Consider the following 23,744-nt stretch of genomic DNA (forward strand, 5'->3'; position numbering starts at 1 on the left):
TTCATGTGTCGTCGTGCTGCTTCTCTGCTGCTCGCCGCCGCGCTGGTTGCCGGCGCGTCGGTGGGGTGTTCGAACGGGAACGAGTCCGCCGCGCCGCAGGCGACGGCTACCGCCACACCGGAGGCCACACCGGCGCCGTCGGCCAGCGCGTCGGCGCCGACGATTCCCGCCGGCAAGGCGCCGGAGCAGTCCTTCGCGGTCGGCGTACGGCAGCTGAAGCTGAACCGCGACGGCGACCGGCCGCTGCCGGTGCGGGTGTGGTACCCGGCGGTCGGACGGTCCGGCGGCAAGCCGGCGACCGGCGTCGACGCCGCGGACGGGCGGTTCCCGGTGGTGATGTTCAGTCACGGCCTGGGTGGCCGCCCCGCTGACTACGAGACGCTGCTGACCCGCTGGGCCGCGGCCGGCTTCGTGGTGGCCGCGCCGACCTTCCCGCACACCTCCGGTACGGACCAGCCCAACGTGCTCGACGTGCTCAACCAGCCCGCCGACGTGTCGTACGTGTTGACCGAGGTGCTCGCCCTCGACGGCCGCGACGGGGACCCGCTCCGGGGCCACCTGGCGACCGACCGGGTGGCCGCGACCGGGCACTCGGCCGGTGGGGTGACCACCATCGGGCTGTTCACCACCCGCCGGGACGAGCGGCTGGCCGCGGGGATCGTCTTCGCCGGCACCGCGCTCGGCGTGGGCACCGCGTTCGCGGGGGCCGCGGCTCCGCAGTTGTTCGTGCACGGCGAGGCCGACGAGGTGGTGCAGTACGCCGCCGGCAAGGCCGTCTACGACGCGGTGCCCTGGCCGAAGGCGATGCTGAGCCTGCCCGACGGCGACCACGGGCGGGCCCTGCTGGGCAACGGCACGTCGCTGCGGGTCGTCGCGGACACCACGATCGAGTTCCTGCGCTGGACGCTGTACGGCGACTCCACGGCCAAGGACCGGATCGCCACCGCCGCGGCCCGCGACGACGTCGCCACCCTCGACAACAACCTGTGACGGCGGGCCCGGCGACGCCGCAGGCGGCGGCGGGCCCGCTCCGGCAACGGCTCAAGAGCGGGGGCTGTTCGGCAGCGCCTCAGCTGGTGTGGTCGACGACGACCTTGCCGAAGACCTCGCCGGAGTGCAGCCGGGCGAAGGCGTCCGCGACCCGGCTGAACGGCACCACGGTGTCCACCACCGGACGCACCTTCCCCACAGCGCAGAAGGCGAGCAGGTCGGCCAGGTCGGCCGGGGTGCCCATCGAGGTGCCGAGGATCTCCAGCTGCATGGCGAAGACCCGGCGCAGGTTGACCTTCGGCTCGTGCCCGGCGGTGGCACCGGCCACCACGATCCGGGCGCCGAAGGCGGCGGACTTCAGCGAGTGGTCGAAGGTGGCCGCACCGACGGTCTCGATCACCACGTCGACCCGTTCGGGCAGCCGGGAACCGGGCTCGACGGCGGTCGCGCCGAGTTCGGCGATGCGCGCCCGCTTGGCGGCGTCGCGGCTGGTCGCGTACACCCGTTTGCCCATGGCGACGGCGAGCCCGACGGCCGCGGTGGCCACGCCGCCGCCGGCACCCTGGACCAGCACCGCCTCGGCCTCGTCGATCCGGCCCTTGGTGGTGAGCATCCGCCACGCGGTCAGCCAGGCCGTCGGCAGGCACGCCGCGTCGGTGGCCGCCAGGCCCGCCGGCAGCGCCACCAGGTTCGACCGGGGTACGGCCACCCGCTCGGCCAGGGTGCCCGGGAAGTGCTCGGAGAGGATGGACATGCCGCGAGGGTCGCCGGGGGTGGGCACCACCGGGTAGACCACCACCTCGTTGCCGTCCGGGTCCACGCCGACCGCGTCGCAGCCCAGGATCATCGGCAGCTGCTCGGCGCGCAGCCCGACGCCGCGCAGGGACCACAGGTCGTGGTGGTTGAGGGAGGTGGCCGTGACACTCAGCGTCACCCAGTCGTCGCCGGGCAGGCCCGGTTCGGGCTGCTCACCGACGGTGAGCGCGGCGAGCGGATCGGCGTCGTCGAAACGGGAGGCGAAGGCGGCACGCATGATCCGCACCGTAACAAGCGGCACGCCGGTTAAGAAGGGGCCCGTCCCCTACGCCGGGCGTCGAGGAGGGCCCCTCCCTCACCGCTCAGCTGCGGGCGACGCCGTCGCGGCGGGCGGCTTCGGCGACCGCCTCGGCCACGGCGGGGGCGACCCGCGGGTCCAGGGGCGAGGGCACGATCGCCTCCGGGGTCAGCGACTCGGCCACCACGGCGGCGATGGCGTCGGCCGCCGCGACCTTCATCGCGTCGGTGACCCGGGTGGCCCGGGCCTGTAGCGCTCCCCGGAACACCCCCGGGAAGGCCAGCACGTTGTTGATCTGGTTCGGGTAGTCGCTGCGGCCGGTGGCGACCACCGCGACGTGCCGGGCGGCCACCTCGGGATGCACCTCGGGCGTGGGGTTGGCCAGCGCGAACACGATCCCGCCGGGGGCCATCCCGGCCACCGCCCGCTCGGGGATCTGCCCGCCGGAGACCCCGATCAACACGTCCGCCTCGCGCAGCGCCTCGGCGATGTCGCCCTGCCGGCCGTCGGCGTTGGTCAGTTCGGCCAGTTCGGCCTTGGTGCCGGTCAGGCCGGTGCGGTACGCGGAGATGATCCCCTGGGAATCGCAGACCACCACCCGGTCCGGGTCCACTCCCCCGGCGACCAGCATCCGGGTCACCGCCACGCCCGCCGCGCCCGCGCCGCTGACCGCCACCCGGAGGTCGCCGAGTTTGCGGTCGAGCAGGGTCGCGGCGTTGCGCAGCGCGGCCAGCACGACGATCGCGGTGCCGTGCTGGTCGTCGTGGAACACCGGGATGTCCAGCGCCTCGTCGAGCCGGCGTTCCACCTCGAAGCAGCGGGGTGCGCTGATGTCCTCCAGGTTGATCCCACCGAACGAGGGGGCGAGGGCCTTGACCGTCGCCACGATCTCGTCGACGTCCTGCGTGTCCAGGCAGATCGGTACCGCGTCGACCCCGCCGAACTGCTTGAACAGCACGGCCTTGCCCTCCATGACCGGCAACGCGGCGCGTGGGCCGATGTCACCGAGGCCGAGTACGGCCGTACCGTCGGTGACGACCGCGACGGTGTTCGACGCCCAGGTGTAGTCGTGAGCGAGCGTCGGATCCGCCGCGATGGCCTCGCAGACCCGGGCGACGCCCGGGGTGTACGCGAGGGAGAGGTCGTCCCGGCTGGTCAGCGGGACCGTCGAGACGACGGTCATCTTGCCGCCCCGGTGCAGTTGGAAGACGGGATCAGCAGGGTCCACGGTGGACGTAGGCATGGTGACTCCAGGATCTGTCGAGCAGATGGACCAGCCGGTCGCGCACACGGTGAGGCGTCGAGCGGCGGCGCGTGGTGCGGGGGGTCACCCGGGCACTTCCGAGCATAGTGCGGTGGGTGGGTCCAGCATGTGAGCAGGGTCATAACCGACGGGGCGGTACCCGGCCCGGGCTGGGCCAGTAGCGGGCCACCACCCGGCCGACCACGTCGGCCACCCCGTAGGCCCGGGAGTCGTCGGTGACGAGGTCGTTGTCCCCGTGCAGCCACCACCCGCCGGCCTCCGGCCGGACCGCACGCTTGACCACCAGCAGGTCCGGGCGGGTACGGAAGACCGCGATCACCACGTCGCCGGGCCGGATCGCGCGACCACCACGACGGACCAGCACCGCGTCGCCGTGCCGCAGCGTCGGCGACATGGACGGCCCGGTCACCAGTACGGCGGACAGCGGCCACCACAGCCGGGGCGCGGACACCGGTTTCACCTCCAGCGGCCTCGGGGACCGCGTCCAGGAGTAATGTCGTCTTGGATCATCGCAAACTTCCCATGGAGGATCCTGATGCGACTTCCACGCATCCTTGCGCCTCGCGTGACCGCCAGCGCGCACTGCGACCTGCCCTGCGGTGTCTACGACCCCGCCCAGGCTCGGATCGAAGCCGAGTCGGTAAAAATGATCTGCGAGAAGTACCAGGCCAACACCGACCCGGAGTTCCGCACCCGAGCCATCCTGATCAAGGAGCAGCGGGCGGATCTGGTCAAGCACCACCTCTGGGTGCTGTGGACCGACTACTTCAAGCCGCCGCACTTCGAGAAGTACCCGCACCTGCACCAGCTGTTCAACGAGGCCACCAAGCTGGCCGGCGCGGCCGGCGCCAAGGGCGCCACCGATCCGGCCAAGGCCGACGAACTGCTGCAGAAGATCGACGAGATCTCGAAGATCTTCTGGGAGACCAAGCAGGCCTGAGGCCTGCCGACGGCGACCGGCTCGTCCCGCTCGGGGACGGGCCGGTCGCCGTTTCCGTCGGCCGGGCTACGACCCGTACGGACGGCTGAGCGGGTAGAGTCCCCGACCGGGGGGATGAGTGGTGACTCAACTGACCGGCCAGCCGACAACCGACGACGACATCGTGCAACTGACCGTGCCTGCCGACGGCGGGTACCTCGGCGTACTCCGTACCGCCACCGCCGGCCTCGCGGCGCGTCTCCAGTTCGCCCTCGACGAGATCGAGGATCTGCGCATCGCCGTCGACGAGGCCTGCGCCATGCTGCTCGCCATCGCGCCGCGGGGGGCCGAACTCGACTGCCGGTTCGCGGTGACCGAGGATGCCCTGACCGTCGAGGTGACCGTGCCCACGGTGCCGGGCGCCCGGCTGCCCGCCGAGTCGTCGTTCGCCTGGAAGGTGCTCACCGCGTTGACCACCTCGGCGGCGGCGACCGCGGCGGACGGTCGGGCCAGCATCTCGCTGCTCACCCGCCGCGCGTCGGGCTGGTGAGCCACGGGGCGCCCCGGGTCAGCTCACTCGAAGCCCAGGGCGCGCGTGGTCGGCGGGCTCACCAGTAGCCAGGTGACGCCGAGTCCGAGCGCGATCAGCGGCACGCCGAGCCAGCCCAGCCCTCCCTGGATCATGAACCAACCGATCGGCAGCAGCATGAGTTGGAGCACGATGGCCGGTGCCCGGGCACCGGCCCGGCGGCGCAGCAGTGCACCTCCCAGGGCCCAGAGCGCGACGGCGGTGCCGACGGCGAAGGCGGTGACCAACAACGCCGACGTCAGGTCGGTGCTGGTGGCGGTGAAGTCGGCGACGATCAGCCAGGCCGCGACCAGCCCGACGGCGACCGCCTGGCCTCGCAGCAGCCGGACCGCCCAACGCAGCGTGACGGGGGTCGGGTCGGAGTCGATGGTCACGCGGTCACGATACCCGTGAGCATCCGGGGTACAGTGCCGCCCATGCGGGCCGTCCTGCTGGTCAATCCGAAGGCCACCACCACCAGTGAACGCGCGCGAGACGTGCTGGTCCGGGCGCTGCGCAGCGAGGTGGACCTCTCCGTGCGCTACACCCGCCAGCGTGGTCACGCCACCGCGCTGGCCCGGGAGGCCGCCGTGGAGGGCGTCGACGTCGTGGTCACCCTGGGTGGGGACGGCACGGTCAACGAGGTGGTCAACGGGCTGATGACGGCGAGCACCGCCGGCGGCGAGGCACCGACCGCCGAGCGGTTGCCGGCACTGGCCACCGTGCCGGGTGGTTCGACGAACGTCTTCGCCCGGGCGTTGGGCCTGCCGCGCGAGTGGGCCGAGGCCGCCAGCATGATCCTGGAGGGCCTGCGGCTGAGCAGGCAGCGCACGATCGGCCTGGGCCGGGCCGACGACCGCTACTTCACCTTCTGCGCCGGCTTCGGGCTCGACGCGGCGGTGATCCATCGCGTCGAGGAGGCCCGCCGCAAGGGTCGGGTCTCCTCACCCGGGCTCTACTTCCGGGCCTTCACCGCACAGTTCCTGCTCGGTAACGAACGGCGACACCCGGCGATCCGGCTGGAGCAGCCGGGCGAGGCAACCGAGAGTGATCTGGCGAGCATCATCGTGCAGAACACCGCGCCGTGGACCTACGTCGGTGACCGGGAGGCCAACCCGAACCCGGATGCGTCGTTCGATCTGGGGCTGGACGTGATGGCCCTTCGCCAGCTTGGCGTCGCCAGCACAACACGTACGGTGACACAACTCCTGTCCAACACGCCGAATCCGCATGGTCGTCAGGTGTTACGTCGTCATGACGTAGCGGAGTTCACGCTGGTGGCAAGCCGCCCGCAGGCGTTCCAGCTCGACGGGGACTATCTTGGCGAGCGGGAAAAAGTCAGATTCACCTCCGTTCCCGCCGCACTCAGAGTAATCTGTTAGGTCTCCGGTACCACCGGGCGGAGATGGCCGGCGCGACCCCCAGCGCGCGACGACCGCGACACCCGGAACCGATGCCGGAAATGTCGGCATTGCCCGGCGGACTGTACTATATTGATTCTCGACTGTGGTACGCCGGGCGGGCGGAGCGATCCAGAACCCGGACAAATGGGTTGTGGGCTTGCTCACCGCGCGGAGTTTTTCCGAGCGTCACCCTTGACATTGCGTAAGTTCGTGAAAGTATTCACAAGCGAACTTGAGTTACCGGGACATTGCCTGGACATGCTCGGCAGGTTGAGCAGTTCCAGCAGGCCCCCGGGAGCTAACAGCCTGCTCACGCAGTGCCGAATTGGTCGACGCGAACCGTCACCACCGGCATATGCGGATGCATATAGGAAAGCAACAACAGCAACATCTGCCACCCACCCAGAATGAGGAGTGTTGCCGCCATGGACTGGCGTCACCATGCTGTCTGCCGCGACGAGGACCCGGAGCTGTTCTTCCCGATCGGGACGTCCGGTCCGGCTCTCCTGCAGGTCGAGCAGGCCAAGGCCGTCTGCCGGCGCTGCTCCGTGACCGACCAGTGCCTGCAGTGGGCGCTGGAGTCCGGTCAGGACGCAGGCGTCTGGGGCGGGATGAGCGAGGAGGAGCGGCGCGCCGTCAAGCGTCGCGGCGGCCTCCGGGTGCTGCGCGCTCACTCCGCCTGACCGCACGAACACCAACGCATCACGCCCCCGGCCGGGCTCACCCGCCGGGGGCGTCCTGCTGTCCACCCATCCCCGCACTCCACCGCCTCTCCCCGCGTTGATCATGAGGTTGACGGCGCATCAGAGATCGACAACGCCGTCAACCTCATGATCAACGCGGGGAGAGGCGGTGGAGGACCAGGTGGACCAGGGCCGGGGTGTCGGTCAGGGGGGCGGCCACGGCTACCGCGCCGGCGGCGTGGGCGGCCCGGGTCACGGCGTCGTGGAACAGGCCGGGGGCCAGGAAGTACGCGGCCACGGCGACCCGCCGGGCACCGGCCGCCCGGAGCCGGGTCACCGCCCTACCAGCGTCCGGTGGCGCTGCGGAGGCGTACGAGACCCGGGTCGGCACGTTCAGGCTCGCCCCCAACGCCGCCGCCACCCGACCGACCGACCTCCGCGCCCGGGCGTCCCGGGTGCCCGCCGCGGCCAACACCAGGGCGTCGAACCGGCCCGGGTCCGCCTCGGTTAGTCGTCGCCGCAGCCCGGCCAGCAACGCCGGATCCACCCCGTCGGCCGTCGGACCGAGAACCTCGGTCGTCCGTACCCGCATCGGTGCTCCGGACTCCAGTGCGGCGGCCACCGCCGCGGGGATGTCCACCCGCCGGTGGAACGCGGCGGTGAGCAGCAACGGCACCAGGATCGCCCGGGTGTGCCCGGCGCCCGCCAGGTCACGTAACGCCTGGGTCGGATGCGGTTCGGTGTGGTCCAGCCAACTCGCCAGCACCGGCGTACCGGGACGCGCGGCCGAGACCGCCCGGGCCAGTGCCCTGGTCGCCTCGGCCGCGCGCGGATCGCGGCTGCCGTGGGCGACCAGCAGCACCGGGTCACCGCCCGGCTCCGGCCGGTCCGGATGTCCCGCCGGCCCGTTCAGAGGTGCAGGCCGCACTCGGTCTTCTCGAACATCGCCCAACGGCCGGCCCGCGGGTCCTCACCGGCCCTGGTCCGCCGGGTGCACGGCCAGCAGCCGATGGAGCCGTAGCCGCGCCGGAACAGCTCGTTGACGGGCACGTTCCACCGGGCGATGTACGCGTCGACGTCCGCCTGGCTCCAGGCCGCGATCGGGTTGACCTTGACCTTGCCCCGACGCGGGTCGAAGGTCACCACCGGCGTGTTGGCCCGGGTCGGCGACTCGTCACGGCGCAGCCCGGCGGCCCACGCGTCGTACCCGGCGAGCGCCCGCTCCAGCGGTTCCACCTTGCGCAACCGGCAGCACTCGTCCGGTGACTTGTTGAACAGTCGCGGTCCGTACTCGCCGTCCTGCTGGCCCACGGTGAGTCGCGGCCGGATGGACCGGACGTTGACCGGCAGCCGCCGGACGACCTCGTCGCGGACCGCGAGCGTCTCCGGGAAGTGCAGCCCGGTGTCGAGGAAGACCACGTCCACCCCGGGCGCCACCCGGGAGACCAGGTGGGCCAGCACCGCGTCGGCCATCGAACTGGTCACGCAGAACCGGTCGCCGAAGGTCTCGGCGGCCCACCGGGCGATCTCCAGCGCGGGCGCGCCCTCCAACTCCCGGCCGGCCCGCTCGGCCAACTCGCGCAACTCGGCGGGGCTGCGCCGGGCGGGATCGACGGGCGCGACGGGCGTGGTGCCGACCAGCCCGAGGCCGGTGGCGGAGACCAGGGCGCTCATCGGGTCACCGCCGGGGAGAGCAGGCCGGTGAAGCGGACCGTGAAGACCCGGGCGCAGGCGTGGCACTCCCACGCGGCTGGTCCGGTCTCGCTCGGCCGCAGGTTCTCCTCGCCGCAGTACGGGCAGTACAGCGGAACGGATCGAGTCTCGCTCATCGCGTCACCTCGCTACGCTCGGTCATCGCAGTTGCTCCTCGTCGGCCCTGATCACCCAGTTGGCGAAGGTCTCCCCCTCGGTGCGGCCGGCCAGATAGTGCCGGGCCAGCCGCTCGACGTACTCGGGAAGCTCGTCGGCGGTCGTCTTCAGCCCCCGCAGCTTGCGCCCGAAGCCGGCGGTCTGCCCCTCGGCCATACCCAGTCCGCCGCCCAGGTGCACCTGGAAGCCCTCCACCTGGCGGCCGTCGGCCCCGGTGACCAGCTGCCCCTTGAGGCCGATGTCGGCCACCTGGGTGCGGGCGCAGGCGTTCGGGCAGCCGTTGATGTGGATGGAGATGTCCGTGTCGAAGTCGCGCAGCCGCTGTTCCAGCCGGGCCACCAGCTCCTCGCCGCGCGCCTTCGTCTCGACGATGGCCAGCTTGCAGTACTCGATGCCGGTGCAGGCCATGGTGCTGCGCCGCCAGGTCGACGGCCGGGCCTCCAGGCCGATCTCGCGCAGACCGGTCACCAGCGACTCCGTCCGCTCCGGCGGCACGTCGAGCACCAGCAACTTCTGGTACGGCGTCAGTCGTACCCGCCCGCTGCCGTGCGCCTCGACGACGTCGGCCAGCCGGGCGAGTTGGGTGCCGGAGACCCGCCCGACCACCGGGGCGGCACCGACGTAGTTACGCCCGTCGCGTTGAGCGTGTACGCCGATGTGGTCGATCGGCTTCTCCGGCAGCTGCGGCGCGGGCCCGTCCAGCAGCGTCCGGCCGAGGTACTCCTTCTCCAGCACCTCCCGGAACTTCGTCACGCCCCAGTCGGCGACCAGGAACTTCAACCGGGCCCGGTGGCGCAGCCGGCGGTAGCCGTAGTCCCGGAAGATGCCGACCACACCGGCCCAGACGTCCGGCACCTCGGCCAGCGGCACCCAGACACCGAGTCGCTGGGCGAGCATCGGGTTGGTGGAGAGCCCACCGCCGACCCACAGGTCGAAGCCGGGGCCGTGCTCGGGGTGGTCGACGCCGAGAAAAGCGATGTCGTTGGCCTGGTACGGGGTGTCCACCAGCCAGGAGATCGACGACTTGAACTTGCGGGGCAGGTTCGAGAACTGCTTGTCGCCGACGTACCGCCGGACGATCTCGTCGATCGCGGAGGTGGGGTCGACCAGTTCCGCCTCGGCCACCCCGGCGACCGGACTACCCAGCACGATCCGTGGGCAGTCGCCGCACGCCTCGGTGGTCTGCAGGCCGACCGACTCCAGCCGCCGCCAGATCTCCGGCATGTCCTCGACCCGGATCCAGTGGTACTGGATGTTCTGCCGGTCGGTGATGTCGGCGGTGTCCCGGGCGAACTCCCGGGAGATCTCGGCGATGGTCCGCAGCTGGGCCAGGTCGAGCTGGCCGCCGTCGACCCGCACCCGCAGCATGAAGAACTCGTCTTCCAGCTCGTGCGGTTCCAACACGGCGGTACGGCCACCGTCGATGCCCGCCTTCCGTTGGGTATAGAGACCCCACCAACGGAACCGGCCGCGCAGATCCTGCGGGTCGATGGAGGCGAAGCCACGGTGGGCGTAGATGTTCTCGATCCGGTCCCGCACGTTGAGCGGGTTGTCGTCCTTCTTGGTCCGCTCGTTGGGGTTGAGCGGCTCACGGTGTCCGAGCGCCCACTGGCCCTCTCCCCGGGCCCGGCGCGGCGCCCGGGCGGGGCGCGCCGAGGAATCCCCGGTACGGGCCGGAATCTCGCTGACCGCCATCGCGGCGTCCTCCGTTGTCTGCGGTGCCTCGGCGGGGTACGCGAACGCGGCGACCGGCTCCGGGAGGGGCCGTGGACAACGGTGTCATGGGCGGCCGGCGCGCTGCGTACCCGAGGCAGAATGGTCGGGCGTCGTCAGTGGGCCGGACAGATCGCGCTGCGCACGCGGCCGTAGTCGACGTGGCGGCGAGCCACGAAGCGGCGGACCACGGCGGCAGTCATGAACGTCATGTTGCCACACCTCTCACGGGCCAGCCAATGAGCGCGTGCGGGATCCCACATCACGGGCGGTCGCTGCGGCCGTCTCTGAGCGCGACCATGTGGCAGGCTCGCGACATGGGGGATTTGTCCGGCAGGTCGGTCCCGACCGCCGGAACCGGCGTCCGGCTGAGCGGGATCCGCCTGCGCGCGCTGCCGGTGTGGCTGCTGCCGGCGGCCGTCACCCTGGTCGTCACCCTGGCCGGGCTGGACGCCGCCCAGCCGTGGCGGGACGAGCTGGCCACCTGGAGCGCCGCCACCCGCGGGGTGGGCGGCCTGCTCCGGCTGGCCGGCACCATCGACGCCGCCACCGGGCCGTACTACCTGTTCATGTACGCCTGGCTGACGGTCGCCGGTGACACCGTCGCCGCACTGCGGCTGCCGTCGGCGCTGGCGATGGCGGCGGCGGCCGGGCTGACCGCGGTACTCGGGCAACGGTTGTGGGACGCCCGCATCGGCACCCTCGCCGGGCTGCTCCTCGCGGTGCTGCCGGGCACCTCCCGGTACGGCCAGGAGGCCCGGCCGTACGCCCTGGCCACCGCCCTCGCGGTGCTGAGCACCCTGCTGCTGGTCGAGGCGTTGCGGCGGCCCGGGTGGGGGCGCTGGGTGGCCTACTCCGCGGCGACCACCGCCCTCGGGCTGACCCACCTGATCGCCCTGACCCTGCTCGCCGCGCACGCGGTCGTGGTGCTGTGCCGGGCCGCGCGGCTCCGGCCGCTGCGCTGGTGGCTGCTCGCCCTGGTCCCGGTGGCGCTGGTGCTGACGCCGCTGGTCCTGCTCGCCCGCAGCCAACGGGCCCGCCAGCTGGACTGGGTGGACACCGCCCGGCTCGGTGACCTGGCCACCCTGCCCGGCGGGCTGGCCCAGAGCGCGGCGGTGGGCGGACTGCTGGTCGCGCTCGCCGTACTCGGTGCCGGGCGGCTCGGCCGGCGGGCGGTGCTGCCGGGGGCCTGCGTACTGCTGCCGGTGTTGCTGCTCTTCGTGGTGGGGCTGGCGGTACCCCTCTGGGTACCCCGGTACCTGGTCTTCGTGATGCCCTTCGGCTGCCTGCTGGCCGGTGCCGCGCTGGCGTCGGCCCGGCTCGCGGCCGCGCTCGTCGTGATCATCCTCGCGGGGCTGCTCGGGTTGCCGGACCAGATCGCACTGCGCCGTACGCACGAGTGGCCGCGCACCGCCACCGTCGACTACCGCGGGGCTGCCCAGATCATCGCCGCCGGTCAGCGCCCGGGCGACGCGGTGGTCTACGCGCCCCGGGACAGCTGGCTCTTCCTCGACCTCGGGCTGCGTTACCACCTGGGCGAGCGCGCGCCCCGGGACGCGCTGTTGGCCGAGGAGCAGCAGCAGCGCGGCGACCTTTGGGCCGTCGAGTGCGACCGCCCGGCCGACTGCCTGGCCGGCGTGGACCGGGTCTGGCTGGTGGTCGGCGGCCGGCAGAGCGATCCCCTGGCCGCCGTTCCCGGCCCGAAGGGGGACGCCCTGCGCACCAGCTACACCGTCGACGGAACCTGGCTGCGTCCCGGCCTCACCGTCACCCTCCTCACCCGCTGACCCTCGCCTGACCGGGCAGCTCAGCCCGACACCGGGCAGGCTCAGCCCGACACCGGGCAGGCTCAGCCCGACACCGGGCAGGCTCAGCCCGACACCCGGCAGGCTCAGCCCGACACCCGGGCAGGCTCAGCCCGACACCGGGCGGGGCCGGGCGGTCAGGAACTGGGGCGGCTGAGCGGGACCACGAGGAGCGCCTCGGTGCCGGTGTCGGCGCCGGGCCGCAGTTCGATGCTGCCGCGCAGCTCGCCGGTGACCAGCGCGCGGACGATCTGCAGGCCGAGTTTGGCGCCCCCCTCGGCGTCGAAGCCGGTCGGCAGTCCCCGACCGTTGTCGGCAACCGTCACGTGCAGCGTCTTGCGGAACCGGTGGGCGGAGACCACCACCTCGGGCCGGGTCGCCGCCGGCCCGGCCGGTGACTCGTCGGTCTCGCCGGCCGGCGGGAAGCCGTGCTCGACGGCGTTGAGCAGCAGTTCGTTGAGCACCATCACCAGCGAGGTGGCGATCTCCGCCGGCAGCACCCCGAAGCTGCCGGTACGCCGCATCCCGACGGTCACCTCGGTCGCCGCCACCTCGGTCGCCGCGCTGGCCACCCGGTCGACGATGCCGTCGAACTCGACCGCCTCGTCGCTGGACATGGAGAGCGTCTCGTGCACCAGGGCGATCGAGGCCACCCGGCGGACCGACTCCTCCAGCGCCACCCGGGCCTCGGGCATGGCGACCCGGCGGGCCTGCAGGCGCAGCAGCGCCGCCACCGTCTGCAGGTTGTTCTTCACCCGGTGGTGGATCTCGCGGATGGTGGCGTCCTTGGTGATCAGGGCGCGGTCCCGGCGGCGTACCTCGGTGATGTCGCGGACCAGCACCAGCGCGCCGATCGGCACCCCGGCGGGCATCAGCGGCAGCGCCCGGGTGAGCATCGTCGCGCCGCGCGCGTCGATCTCCCGCCGGGGCGGTGCCTCGCCGCGCAGGGCGGCGAGGATGCCGTTGGCGGCCTCCGTGCCCTCCAGCGGGTCGTTGGCGAGCCGACGGTGCAGCGCCGCGAGATCCTCACCCACCAGGTGGGAGACGTATCCCAGCCGCCGGTACGCCGACTGCGCGTTCGGGCTGGCGTAGGTGACCTTGCCGCCGGCGTCCAGCCGGACCAGGCCGTCGCCGACCCGGGGCGCCGAGGTGGTCTCGCCGGGATGCCGGGGCGGCGGGAAGGTCCCGTCGGCGATCATCTGGGCCAGGTCGTCGGCCGTGGTCAGGTAGTTCAGCTCCAGCTGGCTGGGGGTACGCGCGGTGGAGAGGTTGGTGTCCCGGCCCACTACGGCGATCACCTCGCCGGACTCCCCGTCGGCGGCCCGCAACCGGACCGGGATCGCCTCGTGCCGGGCGGGCACGTCGCCGTACCAGACCGGGTCGCCCTCCCGCCAGATCCGCCCCTGCCCGTAGGCGACCTCCAGGTGCGCCACCTCCGGACCGCCGACGATCCGACCCACCTGGTCGTCCTGGTAGGCGGTGGGCGCGGTGGTGGGACGGACCTGGGCGACGCAGAGGAAGCTGCCCTCGCCGTCCACCGGCACCCAGAGCAGCAGGTCGGCGAAGGAGAGGTCGGACAGCAGTTGCCAGTCACCGGCGATGCGGTGCAGGTGGTCGATGTCGGCCGGGCGGAGACGGGTGTGCTCCTCGGCGAGGTCGCGCAGCGTGGACACGCCGACCAGGGTGCCACGCGAAGGGTCACATCGTCGCGGTGACCTTCTTCAACCCCCGGGGCGCGTCCGGGTTCTCGCCCCGGGCCAGGGCCAGCGCCAGCGCCAGCCGTTGCAGCGGCAGGATGTCCAGCAGGGGGGCGTACCGCTCGTCGACCTCGGGTACCGCGATCCGGGTGGCCCCCTCGACCTCGGCGGAGCCGACCACCACCACGTCGGCGCGGCGCTCGCCGAGCCGGGGCAGCACCTCGCCCATCGCCTGCCCGCCCGGCCCGGAGCCCACCACGGCCAGCACCGGCACGTCGGGGTCGGTCATGGCGAGCGGGCCGTGCAGCAGGTCGGCGCCGGAGAAGGCCAGCGCCGGCAGGTAGGAGGTCTCCATCAGCTTCAGTGCCGCCTCCCGCGCGGTCGGGTACGCGTACCCCCGGCCGGTGGTGACCAGTTGGGCGGCGAACCGGTAGCGCGGCGCCAGTTGGGTCGGGGTGGGATCGTCCAGGGTGCGGGCGGCCAGCCCGGGCAGGGCGGCCAGGGCCCGGTGTTCCTCGTCGGGCAGCCGACCGTCACCGGCCCGGATCCCCTCCACCAGCAGCAGCAGGGCGAGCAGTTCGGCAGTGTACGTCTTGGTGGCCGCCACCGCCCGCTCGTGCCCGGCGGCGATGTCGACGGAGAGTTCGGCGGCGCCGGCCAGCGGCGAGTCCGGCGCGTTGGTGACCGCGAGGGTGAGCGCGCCGGACTCGCGGGCGACCCGGAGCACCTCGGTCAGGTCCGGCGACCCGCCGCTCTGGCTGACCCCGACCACCAGCGCGTCGGAGAGGTCCGGCCGGGCGCCGAAGAGGGTCATCGTGCTGGGCGAGGCGAGACCGGCCGGCAGACCGAGGCGGATCTCGGTGAGGTAGGCCCCGTACAGGGCGGCGTGGTCGGAGGTGCCCCGCGCGGTGAACACCACGTGCCGCGGCCGGCGCTCGGCGATGGCCGCGGCGACCCGGGCGATCGGTGCGGCGTACTCGGCGGCGAGCAGTCGCTCGTAACCCGCCGGCTGCTCGTCGATGTCGGCGGCCATGCCACTTCCTGGGCGCGTCACGAAAGCTCCTCCCCTGCGCGATCCCCGCGCGTTTGCTGCTCAGTCTTGCACCTTTTAGCGGATATGAACAACTGAACGAGCAGCATCGCGCAGGCGATCACAAAAACTCGATGCGGTCACCTACGCTGACCGACCTCACCACCCAACGGTGAAGAGCAGTGAGAGGACGACGTGGCCGAGGGAACGGACGATCGGGCGTTGCCGGCGACGGAGGAACTGGCGCTCGCCCGGACAGCCATGGCCGCCGGCGACCTGACGCACGCCGCCGGCCATGTCGCGAGCGCCCTGGTCCGCGCCCCGACACTGCCCGAGGTGCACGAGACGCTCGCCCGGCTGGCCGCCGCCAGCGGCGGTGGCCTGGACCTCTTCCCGTTGCAGCACCACACCTTCGTCGGGGCGGTGGTCGCCCGGGCGCACCTGCTGGCCGCGGCCGGCCGGCCCGCCGAGGGTCTCGACCTGCTGGTCGCCGCCGGGGCGCACGCACCCGGCACGGACTGGGCCGGGGTGCCCTGGGTGACCTCGCCGGAACTGGCCGAACGGATCGGCCCGGACCAGGCGGCCCGGGTGCTGATGCAGGTCTGCGCCGCCGCCCCCGATCCGGTGCCCGCCGCCGACCGGGCCGCCCTGGCCCCGTACCTGACGCTGGCCCGCAACGCGATCACCGTCCACCCCGAGCACGCCCTGCTGCTGGGCACGGCGTCCGCGCTGGCCCGGCGGGTGGGCGAGGTACCGCTCGCGGTCCGCTGGGCCGGTCGGGGCGTACGCGCGGCGCCGTCGAAGATGGGCGAGGTCTGGCTCGGGTACGCGCTGCGCAGCGCCGGCCGGACCCGGGAGGCGCTCGCCGCGCTCCGTCGTGCCGTCGACCACGACCCGGACGACCTCGCGGTCTACGCAGACATCGCCGGCACGCTGGCCGACCACGGCCGGCTGACGGAGGCGCTGGCCTGGATCGAACGCGCCCTGGACCGCAACCCGTCCTTCGACTGCGCGGTGCACACCGCGCACCGGCTGCGCTTCCAGCGCGACGGTGACGTGCGCCACCTGGTCGCGCTGGCGGACTTCGTCCGCGATCACCCGGACGACTCGCACGAGCACAGCGACCTGGCCGAGTGCTGCCGTGGCCGGCCCTGGCTGGGGCAGGTCACCCCGCCCGTCGTGCCGGTCGCCGGGGAGACGCCGGTGCTGGTGGCGACCCCGTCGGCCGCGGCACCGACCGCCGGCGGCGATCCCGCGGTACGCCCGTCGCCCCCGTCGGCGGAGGCCACCCGCCGACTGCGCCAACTGGCCCACCCGGCCTGGCCGCACCCGCCGGCCGCGTACGACACGGCGGTCGCGCTGGCCACCCTCGACCTGAACGACCTGCTCGGCCTGCTGGCGTACCCGCCGGAGACCCCGCAGACCGCGCTGGGGCGGGTGCTGTCCGGCCAGGACCCCTCGCTGTGGGTACGGTGCGTCCAGGTGTGGACCTGCCTCGGCCTGCTCCACCATCGCACCGACGAGCCGTGGCTCTCCTCGACCCGACGTCGGGTGCTGGTGGAACTCGTCAACGGGGTCGAGGAGGTCGCCGAGGCAGCCCTGTTCGCCCTGGTGACCGCCGCCTGGGTCGACCCGGCGGTCCGCCCCGACGTGGCCCGGGTGGTCAGCGGGCGACTGAGCACCGCGGCCGAGGCGGCCCGGCAGCGACCGCTGCCGAACGCCCCGTCCCTGGCCCACCTGGCGCTGGCCACACCGGACCTCGACCCGGACAGCGTCGCCCTGGCGCGTGCGCTGGCCGGCATCCCGGCCCGCCCGCGCCGCCGTCCGCTGCGCGCCCTGACCGGCCGGCTACTCGGGTTGATCCGGCCGCGACTGCCGGGACCACCGCCGCCGCCCTGACCGGCTCCTCACCCGCTCGTCACGCGCTCGGGCTGCGGGCCAGCGCGGTCTCCGCCTGCTCCTCCGGGCTGCCCTGGTCGGCGTCGTTGCTGGTCCGCAGCGGGATCTCCCGGATGAACCAGGCGAGCACCGGCACCGCTACGGCGAAGAGCACCGCCCACAGGAAGACGTTCGAGATCGCGTCGGCGAGCCCGCCCAGGACCAGTTCGCGGGCCTGCGCCGGCAGTTCCCTGAGGGCCTCGATGTTCATCGCCGCGCCGCCCTCGCCACCACCGCCGAACGCCTCACCGGCGGCCGATCCGGCGAGCCGGTTGGCGAAGATCGCACCGAACAGCGAGATCCCGAACGACCCGCCGATCGAGCGGAAGAAGGTGGCCGCGCCGCTGGCCGCACCCAGGTCCTTCTGCTCGACGCTGTTCTGCGCGATCAGCATCGACGTCTGCATGAGGAAGCCCATGCCGACGCCGAGCACGATCATGTAGAGCGAGGACTCCACCTTGCCGGTCTGCACGTCCAGCAGGCTCAGCAGGGCGAGCCCGACGGCCATCACCACACCGCCGACGATCGGGAACACCCGGTAACGCCCGGTCCTGGTGATCGCCCGGCCGACGACCAGCGAGACCACCAGCATGCCGAACATCAGCGGCAGCAGCAGCAGACCCGAGTTGGTGGCCGAGGCGCCCTGGACGGTCTGCTGGTAGAGCGGCAGGAAGTTCATCGCGCCGAACATCGCGAAGCCGAGCAGGAAGCCGATCACCGAGATGAGGGCGAAGTTCCGGTTGGCGAACAGCCGCAGCGGCAGGATCGGCTCGGCGGCCCGCCGCTCGACGAACCCGAAGATCACCAACGTGGCGACGGCGAGCCCGCCGAGGCCGAGGATCTGCGGCGAACGCCAGGCGTACTCGTTGCCGCCCCAGGTGGTGACCAGCACGATCGCGGTGATGCCGACGGAGAGCAGCGCGGCGCCGAGCCAGTCGATCCGGTGTTCGGTGCGGTACTTCGGCAGGTGCATGGTGGCGATGAGCAGCACCAGCGCCACACCGCCCAGCGGCAGGTTGACGTAGAACGCCCACCGCCAGGAAAGGTGGTCGGTGATGAAGCCACCGACCAGCGGGCCGGCCACCATCGCGATGGCCATGATCCCGGCGATCATGCCCTGGTAGCGGCCCCGCTCCCGGGGCGGCACCAGGTCGCCGATGATCGCCATCACGCCGACCATCAGGCCACCGGCGCCCAGACCCTGCACGGCCCGGAAGGCGATCAGCTGGACCATGCCCTCCTCCGGTCCGCCGAGGAAGCCCGAACCGGACATCCCACACAGCGCGGACCCGACCAGGAAGATCACCACAGCGGTGAGGAAGACCGCCTTGCGGCCGTAGAGGTCGCCGAGCTTGCCCCAGATCGGCGTCGAGACCGTGGTGCCGAGCACGTACGCGGTCACCACCCAGGTGAAGTGGTTGAGACCGCCGAACTCGCCCACGATGCGGGGCAGGGCCGTGCTGACGATCATGTTGTCGAGCATCGCCAGCATCATGGCGATCATCAGGCCGAAGAGGACGACCCGGACATTGGGTCGCACCGCGACCTGCGCTTGTTGAGCCATGAGTAAGCTCTCCCCCCGAGATACGGCCGCACTTACTTGCCGCCCGGCTAGTCACCTTACTAGCCGCACGGTAAGTTGGACAGGCAACGACGGTCAAGCGAGTTGGGTGGTGCGGGTGAGCCAGAGCACAGGCGGCACGCGGGAGCGGATTCAGGCCGTCGCGCTGGAGCTCTTCACCGAGCAGGGCTACGAGGCCACCTCGCTGCGGGAGGTCGCCGAGCGGCTCGGGGTGACCAAGGCCGCGCTCTACTACCACTTCAAGAGCAAGGACGAGATCGTCACCAGCGTCGTGGAGGACCGGCTGGTCCGGATCGACGCCCTGGTGGCCTGGGCGGAGACCCAACCGCCCAGCCTGGCCACCCAGCGCGCGGTCATCGAGCGCTACGCCGACACCATGTTCACCGGCGAGCAGCCCTCGGTAATGCGCTTCTTCGAGCAGAACCAGACGGCGCTGAAGAGTCTCTCCGCCGGACGGGAGATCCGCGAACGGATGTTCCGGCTGGCCAACGTGCTCGCCGCCGGTGACGAATCGCCGGGCGGGCAGCTACGGGCCACGCTGGCACTGTTCGCGGTACACACCAGCTGGTTCGCGGTACGCACCCCGGGCATCACCGACAGCGAACGTCGGCGGGTGGCGCTGGAGGTCGCCGACGAGCTGCTCGCCGCGATCGCCGCCCGCTCCTGAGCCTGGATCCCGCGGCCTGGCCGCCGCCACGGCCGGGCGGGCACGAACCCGGCTAGCCGAGGGGCAGGCGCAGGGCCAGCAGGTCCACGCCGGGCAGCGGGGTCCAGTCCTGCTCGGGCACCCGCTGGAAGCCACGACGGCGGTAGAGCCGGTGGGCCGGCTCGGCGTGGCCGTCGCGTACGCAGATCACCAGCGCCGCGCGGCCCAGCTCGGCGGCGCGTACGACGCACGCCTCGACCAGCGCGGCACCCGCGCCCCGGCCCTGCGCCGCCGGGTCCACCGCCAGCATCCGGAACTCGGCCTCGCCCGGGCCGCACATCTCGGCGTACCGGCTGCCGGGCAGCACGAAGGTGACCGAGCCGAGCAGTTGGCCGGTGACCTCGTCGGCGGCGACCAGGATCTCGCCGTGGGCGGCCCGACCCGTCACGTCGGCCAGCACGTCGCCGTACCCGGTCTCGCCCTTGAGCTGACCGTCGGCCTCGTACGCGGCGACGGTCAGCCGGGCCAGGTCCGCGAAGTCGGCCGGGACGGCCGGCCGGACCAGCACGCCGGTCAACCGATCACCGCGATCAGGTCGCCGTCCTGCACCACGTCGCCCTCGTTCACCGCGAGCTGCTGCACCACGCCGTCGGACTCGGCGACCACCGGGATCTCCATCTTCATCGACTCCAGGATCACCAGGGTGTCGCCCTCGGACACGGTGTCACCGGTCGAGGCGACGACCTTCCAGACGTTCGCCACCATCTCGGCGCGGATCTCCTCGGCCATCTCCCGGTCCCTTCCCTCGCGACTACCTGGGAGGTATCCAATCATGCGCCGGCCGTCCACGGACCAGGAGCGGCCCCGGCCGCACCCGCCGCACGCGGGCTCTAACATCAACAGGTCGGACCCTGGCGCCGGGCGGACCGGTGCGTGCACCGGCGCCGAGGTCGTGCGCAGGCGATCCGACCATCACGAGGAGGTCAGCATGGCGAAGAAGGCCCGCAAGAAGAAGGCCCGTAAGAAGAGCGCCGCCAACCACGGCAAGCGCCCCAACTCCTGAGCCGCAGCGCCAGGCAGCGAGACGCCGGTGGCCCACCCGGGCCACCGGCGTCGTCGTGTTGGTGCGGGGCTCAGTCGGCCAGTTCGCGCGACTCGCTGCCCTCGAAGACGACCAGTTCGCTCAACCGCACCCGCAGCCGCTCACGCAGCTCGTCCGGCGCGGACTCGTTGCCGCAGCAGCGCGCCACCAGCGCCCTGACCTCCTGCTCGATGCCGTACTCCCGCAGACACGGGCCGCACTCGTCGAGGTGGTGGCGGATCAGCGTGCGACGTTCCTGCGCGCACTCCAGGTCGAGGTAGAGGTAGACCTCGGCGAGCACCTCACGGCAGTCCGTCTCGTGCGGATCTCCACAGCTCACGTCACACCTCCCGGCCACTGGCAGCGGTCGAACTCCGGGCCGACGGCGCGGCGGAGAAGCCGCGCTCCGCGGCGTAGTCCTCGAGCAGCTTGCGCAGATTACGACGGCCGCGGTGCAACCGCGACATCACGGTGCCGATCGGCGTACCCATGATGTCGGCGACCTCCTTGTAGGAGAACCCCTCGACGTCGGTCAGGTAGACCGCCAGCCGGAACTCCTCCGGCAACTGCTGGAGGGCCTCCTTGACGTCACTGTCGGGCAGCCGGTCGAGCGCCTCGGTCTCCGCGGAGCGCAGCCCACTGGAGGTGTGCGACTCGGCCTCGGCGAGCTGCCAGTCGGTGATCTCGTCGGTCGGCGCCTGCACCGGCTGGCGTTGCCGCTTCCGGTAGGAGTTGATGTAGGTGTTGGTCAGGATCCGGTACAGCCAGGCCTTCAGGTTCGTGCCCTGCTCGAACTGGTGGAAGGCCGCGTACGCCTTCAGGTAGGTCTCCTGGACCAGGTCCTCGGCATCCGCCGGGTTACGCGTCATCCGCAGACCGGCCGCGTACAACTGATCGACGAATGGCATCGCGTCCCGCTCGAACCGGGCCCTGCGCTCGTCCGTCTTCTCGGTGGTCAACCGCACATCCCCTCGGGTCGGATGCTTCCCCGCCGAGGATACGCGCCCGGACCTACCTGAAGATTCGGTTCCGACGGGTGTGCCCGTCACCACCTCGGCCGGCGGCGCCGCCGCGGGCCATTCCGGGCCGGCCAGCAGCCGTCTGAGCTGCCTCGCCTCCCGCTCGTCGCGTTCCCGGTTCCGGAACTGGGTCGGCACCGGTCACCCCCTCGCACAGTGTTCGTCCGAGGTGTGCAACACCCGCCACGGGTCGGGACATTCCGCGCCGCGCTCCCATTCCTGGTCCCGGCCACGGTGGCGCGCCGAGGCTGGGACCAGGAAGGGCCTGGGAGCCCGGTGCCGCCGCCCGGACCGGGCAGGGCGACACCACCGAATGCAACGACCCGGCGCGTCGGACGGAAACGGCGGGGCTCCGTCCCACCCCCGGGACGGAACCGGCGGGGTCACTCCCACGTCCGGGACGGGCACGGCGGGTCAGTCCCACGTCCAACCGTGCTCACGCAGCCAGTCGACGACCAGCGCGGCCGTACCGGCCGGGTCGCCGCGCAGGTCGTGCCGCTCCCCCGGCCGGACCAGCACGCGCACCGCCGGGCCGGACTCCGGTACGCCGAACGGATCCCGGTCACCGTTGACCACGAGGGTCGGCAGGCCGGTCGCCAACTCCCCGGCCCGGCTGCGCTCCGGCCGCCCGGGCGGATGCAGCGGGAAGGCGAGCGCGACCACTCCGGCAGCGCCGACGGCGGTGGCGGTACGGCAGGCCACCCGCGCGCCGCTGGACCGGCCGCCCACCAGCAGGGGCACGTCGCCGCGGGCCCGCAGCACGGCCAGTACCGCCTGCCAGGCCTCGTCGAGTTGGGCGGCGGGCGCCGGCGCGCGTCGACCGGCGACCCGGTACGGCTGGGTCACCCGGGCCACCGCCAGCCCGACGGCCACCACGGCGTCCCGGAGCGCCAGCAGGTCGGGCGCGTCCACGCTGCCGCCCGCGCCGTGTCCCAGCACCAGTAGCACCCGGGGCGGGCCGGCAGGCAGGTCGATGTCCACCCGCGCCGGCCCGCGCGGGGTGTCGATGAGATCCTCGTGCGGCACCGGCCCATTCTGCGGCCCCGCTCCGCCCCGCGTCCCGCCGCCGGCCAACCCGCCGGTCCGATGGCGGGCCCCGCCGGCCAACCTCACGGTCCGGATGGCGGGCCCCGCCGGTCAGGTCGACGGGACCAGGGTCAACAACCTGTCCCGCACCGGCGGACCGGCGTCGCTGGCGACGTCCGGATCCGGCTGCACCTCGCCGCGCCAGGCCACCAGCATCGCGCGTCGCTCGCGCGGGGTGGTGCCACCCCAGACGCCGTGGCAGTCGCCGACCTCCAACGCCCAGGCCAGACAGGAACCCTGCACGTCGCAGCTGCGGCAGAGCGCCACCGCCGCGTCGGCCGGCTCGTTCGGCGCCGGAAAGAACGTCTCCGGGTCGACACTCTGACAGGTTCCCCTGGTACGCCAGGCTTCGTCCTGTCGACGTTCACTCAGCGCCCGCAGCAGTCGCGGATCGCGCCGCGCGGCAGCTACCTCGTGTGGACGGGGCATACGCGCCCGGGTCATCCACCCACCTCCCCCGTGGGACCAGCAATATCGATGGAGATCATTCGGCTGACACGAACGACACCCATCACCGGCGCTGTGTTCTATCGCACTTCTGGACGCCGGGACAAGACTCTGACGGGAAGTTGGCAAAACGTTCGCGCGACCTATCACCCGCAATCACACAAATCACTCCCGACAATGTGCCGGGGCGGCGTTCAGAACAGCGTCGGATCCGCCGACTCGGCGGGACGCGCCAGCGACACCCGGGCGGTCAGCGCCGGCCCGTCGTTGCGGACGTCACCCACCGCCGGCCCCACCGGTCGTACCTCCACGCCGGCCAGCCACTCCAGCGGCGGCGGGTCGAGCAGCCGGCTGGGCTCTTCGGCTGCGCCCAGCCAGGGCTCCCACTTCTTCGGCGGCAGCAGCAACGGCATCCGGTCGTGCACCTCGGCCAGTTCGCCAAGCGCGGCCGTGGTCAGCACGCTGCAGGTCAGCAGCGGGCCACCGGGGCCCTCCCAGAGCGACCAGATGCCCGCGAAGGCGAGGACCGAACCGTCCACCGGGGTCATGAAGTACGGCTGCTTGCGGCCGCCCGGCTGGCGGACCCACTCGTACCAACCGTCGGCGGGGACCAGACAGCGGCGGCGGGCGAAGGACGGCGCGTACGCCCGGCTGGTGGCGACCGTCTCGACCCGGGCGTTGATCATGCGAGCGGCGCCGGCAGGAGATCGGGACCACGGCGGCACCAGGCCCCAACGGCCGAGGCAGAGCGCGCGATGCCCGTGCGGACTGACCCGGACCAGGGGAACCGGATCGGTCGGCGCGACGTTGTAGTCGGCGCCGAGCCCGCCGCCGGTCTCGTCCACGGAGTCGAACAGGCCGCTCAGGTCACCGGCGCTCCGGGTCGTGGCGTACCTCCCGCACATGCCGCCCACGCTAGCGTGCCGCCGGCCGTACGGGGATCCCGGCCA

The 23,744-nt window shown here is 72.6% G+C and carries 27 protein-coding genes; 9 read left to right on the top strand and 18 right to left on the bottom strand.

The genetic code is table 11. The features are described 5' to 3' along the window. Nucleotides 1-3: 3 nt before the first annotated feature. Nucleotides 4-990 (top strand): alpha/beta hydrolase family protein, encoded by a 987-nt coding sequence (locus tag D2L64_RS20990; RefSeq protein WP_119578956.1) that lies wholly within the window; start codon nt 4-6, stop codon nt 988-990. A 79-nt stretch (nt 991-1,069) separates the two neighbouring features. Here D2L64_RS20990 and D2L64_RS20995 read toward each other — a convergent pair whose 3' ends face one another. From D2L64_RS20995 to D2L64_RS21005, 3 genes are all read right to left on the bottom strand, one after another. After that, nucleotides 1,070-2,032, bottom strand: coding sequence for a zinc-binding dehydrogenase (locus D2L64_RS20995; protein WP_119578924.1), 963 nt, complete (start codon nt 2,030-2,032; stop codon nt 1,070-1,072). Between the two features lie 76 nt (nt 2,033-2,108). Beyond that, nucleotides 2,109-3,287 (bottom strand): NAD(P)-dependent malic enzyme, encoded by a 1,179-nt coding sequence (locus D2L64_RS21000; RefSeq protein ID WP_119578925.1) that lies wholly within the window; start codon nt 3,285-3,287, stop codon nt 2,109-2,111. Between the two features lie 139 nt (nt 3,288-3,426). Further along, on the bottom strand, nt 3,427-3,768 hold the full coding sequence (locus tag D2L64_RS21005) for a S24/S26 family peptidase (RefSeq protein ID WP_233559069.1): 342 nt from the start codon (nt 3,766-3,768) through the stop codon (nt 3,427-3,429). A 75-nt stretch (nt 3,769-3,843) separates the two neighbouring features. Here D2L64_RS21005 and sodN point away from each other — a divergent pair, with 75 nt between their 5' ends. Continuing rightward, nucleotides 3,844-4,248, top strand: a complete 405-nt coding sequence (sodN, locus tag D2L64_RS21010) for a superoxide dismutase, Ni (RefSeq protein WP_119578926.1) — start codon at nt 3,844-3,846, stop codon at nt 4,246-4,248. A gap of 121 nt (nt 4,249-4,369) precedes the next feature. Then, nucleotides 4,370-4,777, top strand: coding sequence for an ATP-binding protein (locus D2L64_RS21015; RefSeq protein WP_119578958.1), 408 nt, complete (start codon nt 4,370-4,372; stop codon nt 4,775-4,777). Nucleotides 4,778-4,800: 23 nt separating this feature from the next. On the opposite strand, the gene D2L64_RS21020 is transcribed toward D2L64_RS21015, so the two are convergent. Next, nucleotides 4,801-5,190 carry a hypothetical protein gene (locus D2L64_RS21020; protein WP_119578927.1) on the bottom strand — a complete coding sequence of 130 codons (390 nt, stop codon included), beginning with the start codon at nt 5,188-5,190 and terminating at the stop codon, nt 4,801-4,803. Between the two features lie 42 nt (nt 5,191-5,232). On the opposite strand from D2L64_RS21020, the gene D2L64_RS21025 reads away from it, so the two are divergent. Continuing rightward, a complete protein-coding gene (locus D2L64_RS21025; protein ID WP_119578928.1) occupies nt 5,233-6,177 on the top strand; it encodes a diacylglycerol/lipid kinase family protein in 945 nt (314 codons plus the stop codon). 446 nt (nt 6,178-6,623) lie between these two features. Then, nucleotides 6,624-6,881, top strand: coding sequence for a WhiB family transcriptional regulator (locus D2L64_RS21030; RefSeq protein ID WP_007072794.1), 258 nt, complete (start codon nt 6,624-6,626; stop codon nt 6,879-6,881). Between the two features lie 151 nt (nt 6,882-7,032). Here D2L64_RS21030 and D2L64_RS21035 read toward each other — a convergent pair whose 3' ends face one another. From D2L64_RS21035 to D2L64_RS21045, 4 genes are read right to left on the bottom strand one after another with little or no spacing between them, the layout of a single operon-like run. Further along, the gene (locus tag D2L64_RS21035) at nt 7,033-7,809 is read right to left on the bottom strand and encodes a sirohydrochlorin chelatase (RefSeq protein WP_407663150.1); all 777 of its coding nucleotides are present in this window, start codon (nt 7,807-7,809) and stop codon (nt 7,033-7,035) included. Beyond that, the gene (locus D2L64_RS21040; RefSeq protein ID WP_119578929.1) at nt 7,791-8,555 is read right to left on the bottom strand and encodes a phosphoadenylyl-sulfate reductase; all 765 of its coding nucleotides are present in this window, start codon (nt 8,553-8,555) and stop codon (nt 7,791-7,793) included. The genes D2L64_RS21035 and D2L64_RS21040 overlap by 19 nt, the downstream gene beginning before the upstream one ends. After that, the gene (locus tag D2L64_RS27655; RefSeq protein ID WP_199714674.1) at nt 8,552-8,710 is read right to left on the bottom strand and encodes a hypothetical protein; all 159 of its coding nucleotides are present in this window, start codon (nt 8,708-8,710) and stop codon (nt 8,552-8,554) included. Before D2L64_RS27655 ends, D2L64_RS21040 begins: the two co-directional genes overlap by 4 nt. Before the next feature lie 22 nt (nt 8,711-8,732). Beyond that, on the bottom strand, nt 8,733-10,445 hold the full coding sequence (locus tag D2L64_RS21045; RefSeq protein ID WP_119578930.1) for a nitrite/sulfite reductase: 1,713 nt from the start codon (nt 10,443-10,445) through the stop codon (nt 8,733-8,735). 335 nt (nt 10,446-10,780) lie between these two features. Here D2L64_RS21045 and D2L64_RS21050 point away from each other — a divergent pair, with 335 nt between their 5' ends. After that, the gene (locus D2L64_RS21050) at nt 10,781-12,250 is read left to right on the top strand and encodes a glycosyltransferase family 39 protein (RefSeq protein ID WP_119578931.1); all 1,470 of its coding nucleotides are present in this window, start codon (nt 10,781-10,783) and stop codon (nt 12,248-12,250) included. Between the two features lie 155 nt (nt 12,251-12,405). Here D2L64_RS21050 and D2L64_RS21055 read toward each other — a convergent pair whose 3' ends face one another. Both D2L64_RS21055 and D2L64_RS21060 read right to left on the bottom strand, forming a co-directional pair. Then, nucleotides 12,406-13,941: a PAS domain-containing sensor histidine kinase gene (locus tag D2L64_RS21055; protein WP_119578932.1), complete on the bottom strand. Its 1,536-nt coding sequence runs from the start codon at nt 13,939-13,941 to the stop codon at nt 12,406-12,408. Between the two features lie 25 nt (nt 13,942-13,966). Further along, on the bottom strand, nt 13,967-14,998 hold the full coding sequence (locus tag D2L64_RS21060) for an SIS domain-containing protein (protein ID WP_119578933.1): 1,032 nt from the start codon (nt 14,996-14,998) through the stop codon (nt 13,967-13,969). A gap of 258 nt (nt 14,999-15,256) precedes the next feature. On the opposite strand from D2L64_RS21060, the gene D2L64_RS21065 reads away from it, so the two are divergent. After that, complete coding sequence (locus D2L64_RS21065; protein WP_119578960.1) at nt 15,257-16,894, top strand: tetratricopeptide repeat protein; 1,638 nt, start codon at nt 15,257-15,259, stop codon at nt 16,892-16,894. A gap of 19 nt (nt 16,895-16,913) precedes the next feature. Here the strand turns inward: D2L64_RS21065 and D2L64_RS21070 are convergent, their stop codons facing one another. After that, nucleotides 16,914-18,497 (bottom strand): MDR family MFS transporter, encoded by a 1,584-nt coding sequence (locus tag D2L64_RS21070; protein WP_119578934.1) that lies wholly within the window; start codon nt 18,495-18,497, stop codon nt 16,914-16,916. A gap of 109 nt (nt 18,498-18,606) precedes the next feature. Here D2L64_RS21070 and D2L64_RS21075 point away from each other — a divergent pair, with 109 nt between their 5' ends. Next, nucleotides 18,607-19,182: a TetR/AcrR family transcriptional regulator gene (locus D2L64_RS21075; protein ID WP_199714676.1), complete on the top strand. Its 576-nt coding sequence runs from the start codon at nt 18,607-18,609 to the stop codon at nt 19,180-19,182. Nucleotides 19,183-19,234: 52 nt separating this feature from the next. On the opposite strand, the gene D2L64_RS21080 is transcribed toward D2L64_RS21075, so the two are convergent. Together D2L64_RS21080 and D2L64_RS21085 are read right to left on the bottom strand one after the other, a co-directional pair. After that, on the bottom strand, nt 19,235-19,738 hold the full coding sequence (locus D2L64_RS21080) for a GNAT family N-acetyltransferase (RefSeq protein WP_119578935.1): 504 nt from the start codon (nt 19,736-19,738) through the stop codon (nt 19,235-19,237). Continuing rightward, a complete protein-coding gene (locus D2L64_RS21085) occupies nt 19,735-19,950 on the bottom strand; it encodes a biotin/lipoyl-binding carrier protein (protein ID WP_091447276.1) in 216 nt (71 codons plus the stop codon). The genes D2L64_RS21080 and D2L64_RS21085 overlap by 4 nt, the downstream gene beginning before the upstream one ends. A gap of 199 nt (nt 19,951-20,149) precedes the next feature. Here D2L64_RS21085 and D2L64_RS28550 point away from each other — a divergent pair, with 199 nt between their 5' ends. After that, on the top strand, nt 20,150-20,224 hold the full coding sequence (locus tag D2L64_RS28550) for a 50S ribosomal protein bL37 (RefSeq protein WP_370461611.1): 75 nt from the start codon (nt 20,150-20,152) through the stop codon (nt 20,222-20,224). 70 nt (nt 20,225-20,294) lie between these two features. On the opposite strand, the gene rsrA is transcribed toward D2L64_RS28550, so the two are convergent. From rsrA to D2L64_RS21115, 5 genes are all read right to left on the bottom strand, one after another. After that, nucleotides 20,295-20,582 carry a mycothiol system anti-sigma-R factor gene (gene rsrA / locus D2L64_RS21095; protein ID WP_119578937.1) on the bottom strand — a complete coding sequence of 96 codons (288 nt, stop codon included), beginning with the start codon at nt 20,580-20,582 and terminating at the stop codon, nt 20,295-20,297. 1 nt (nt 20,583) lies between these two features. Beyond that, a complete protein-coding gene (locus D2L64_RS21100; RefSeq protein ID WP_199714677.1) occupies nt 20,584-21,399 on the bottom strand; it encodes a sigma-70 family RNA polymerase sigma factor in 816 nt (271 codons plus the stop codon). 276 nt (nt 21,400-21,675) lie between these two features. Continuing rightward, the gene (locus D2L64_RS21105) at nt 21,676-22,287 is read right to left on the bottom strand and encodes an alpha/beta hydrolase family protein (RefSeq protein ID WP_119578939.1); all 612 of its coding nucleotides are present in this window, start codon (nt 22,285-22,287) and stop codon (nt 21,676-21,678) included. Nucleotides 22,288-22,398: 111 nt separating this feature from the next. Continuing rightward, nucleotides 22,399-22,791 carry a WhiB family transcriptional regulator gene (locus D2L64_RS21110; RefSeq protein WP_119578940.1) on the bottom strand — a complete coding sequence of 131 codons (393 nt, stop codon included), beginning with the start codon at nt 22,789-22,791 and terminating at the stop codon, nt 22,399-22,401. A 197-nt stretch (nt 22,792-22,988) separates the two neighbouring features. Then, on the bottom strand, nt 22,989-23,699 hold the full coding sequence (locus D2L64_RS21115; protein WP_119578941.1) for an SOS response-associated peptidase: 711 nt from the start codon (nt 23,697-23,699) through the stop codon (nt 22,989-22,991). Between the last annotated feature and the right edge of the window lie 45 nt (nt 23,700-23,744).

This window comes from Micromonospora radicis (genome assembly GCF_003583405.1).
Classification (GTDB): domain Bacteria; phylum Actinomycetota; class Actinomycetes; order Mycobacteriales; family Micromonosporaceae; genus Micromonospora; species Micromonospora radicis.

Coding starts and splice junctions, on each gene's coding strand:
- D2L64_RS20990 (WP_119578956.1), top strand. CDS start 4: ATGTGTCGTCGTGCTGCTTCTCTGCTGCTCGCCGCCGCGCTGGTTGCC.
- D2L64_RS21000 (WP_119578925.1), bottom strand. CDS start 3,287: ATGCCTACGTCCACCGTGGACCCTGCTGATCCCGTCTTCCAACTGCAC.
- sodN (WP_119578926.1), top strand. CDS start 3,844: ATGCGACTTCCACGCATCCTTGCGCCTCGCGTGACCGCCAGCGCGCAC.
- D2L64_RS21025 (WP_119578928.1), top strand. CDS start 5,233: ATGCGGGCCGTCCTGCTGGTCAATCCGAAGGCCACCACCACCAGTGAA.
- D2L64_RS21030 (WP_007072794.1), top strand. CDS start 6,624: ATGGACTGGCGTCACCATGCTGTCTGCCGCGACGAGGACCCGGAGCTG.
- D2L64_RS21040 (WP_119578929.1), bottom strand. CDS start 8,555: ATGAGCGCCCTGGTCTCCGCCACCGGCCTCGGGCTGGTCGGCACCACG.
- D2L64_RS27655 (WP_199714674.1), bottom strand. CDS start 8,710: ATGAGCGAGACTCGATCCGTTCCGCTGTACTGCCCGTACTGCGGCGAG.
- D2L64_RS21045 (WP_119578930.1), bottom strand. CDS start 10,445: ATGGCGGTCAGCGAGATTCCGGCCCGTACCGGGGATTCCTCGGCGCGC.
- D2L64_RS21050 (WP_119578931.1), top strand. CDS start 10,781: ATGGGGGATTTGTCCGGCAGGTCGGTCCCGACCGCCGGAACCGGCGTC.
- D2L64_RS21060 (WP_119578933.1), bottom strand. CDS start 14,998: ATGGCCGCCGACATCGACGAGCAGCCGGCGGGTTACGAGCGACTGCTC.
- D2L64_RS21065 (WP_119578960.1), top strand. CDS start 15,257: ATGGCCGCCGGCGACCTGACGCACGCCGCCGGCCATGTCGCGAGCGCC.
- D2L64_RS21070 (WP_119578934.1), bottom strand. CDS start 18,497: ATGGCTCAACAAGCGCAGGTCGCGGTGCGACCCAATGTCCGGGTCGTC.
- D2L64_RS21085 (WP_091447276.1), bottom strand. CDS start 19,950: ATGGCCGAGGAGATCCGCGCCGAGATGGTGGCGAACGTCTGGAAGGTC.
- D2L64_RS21110 (WP_119578940.1), bottom strand. CDS start 22,791: ATGACCCGGGCGCGTATGCCCCGTCCACACGAGGTAGCTGCCGCGCGG.
- D2L64_RS21115 (WP_119578941.1), bottom strand. CDS start 23,699: ATGTGCGGGAGGTACGCCACGACCCGGAGCGCCGGTGACCTGAGCGGC.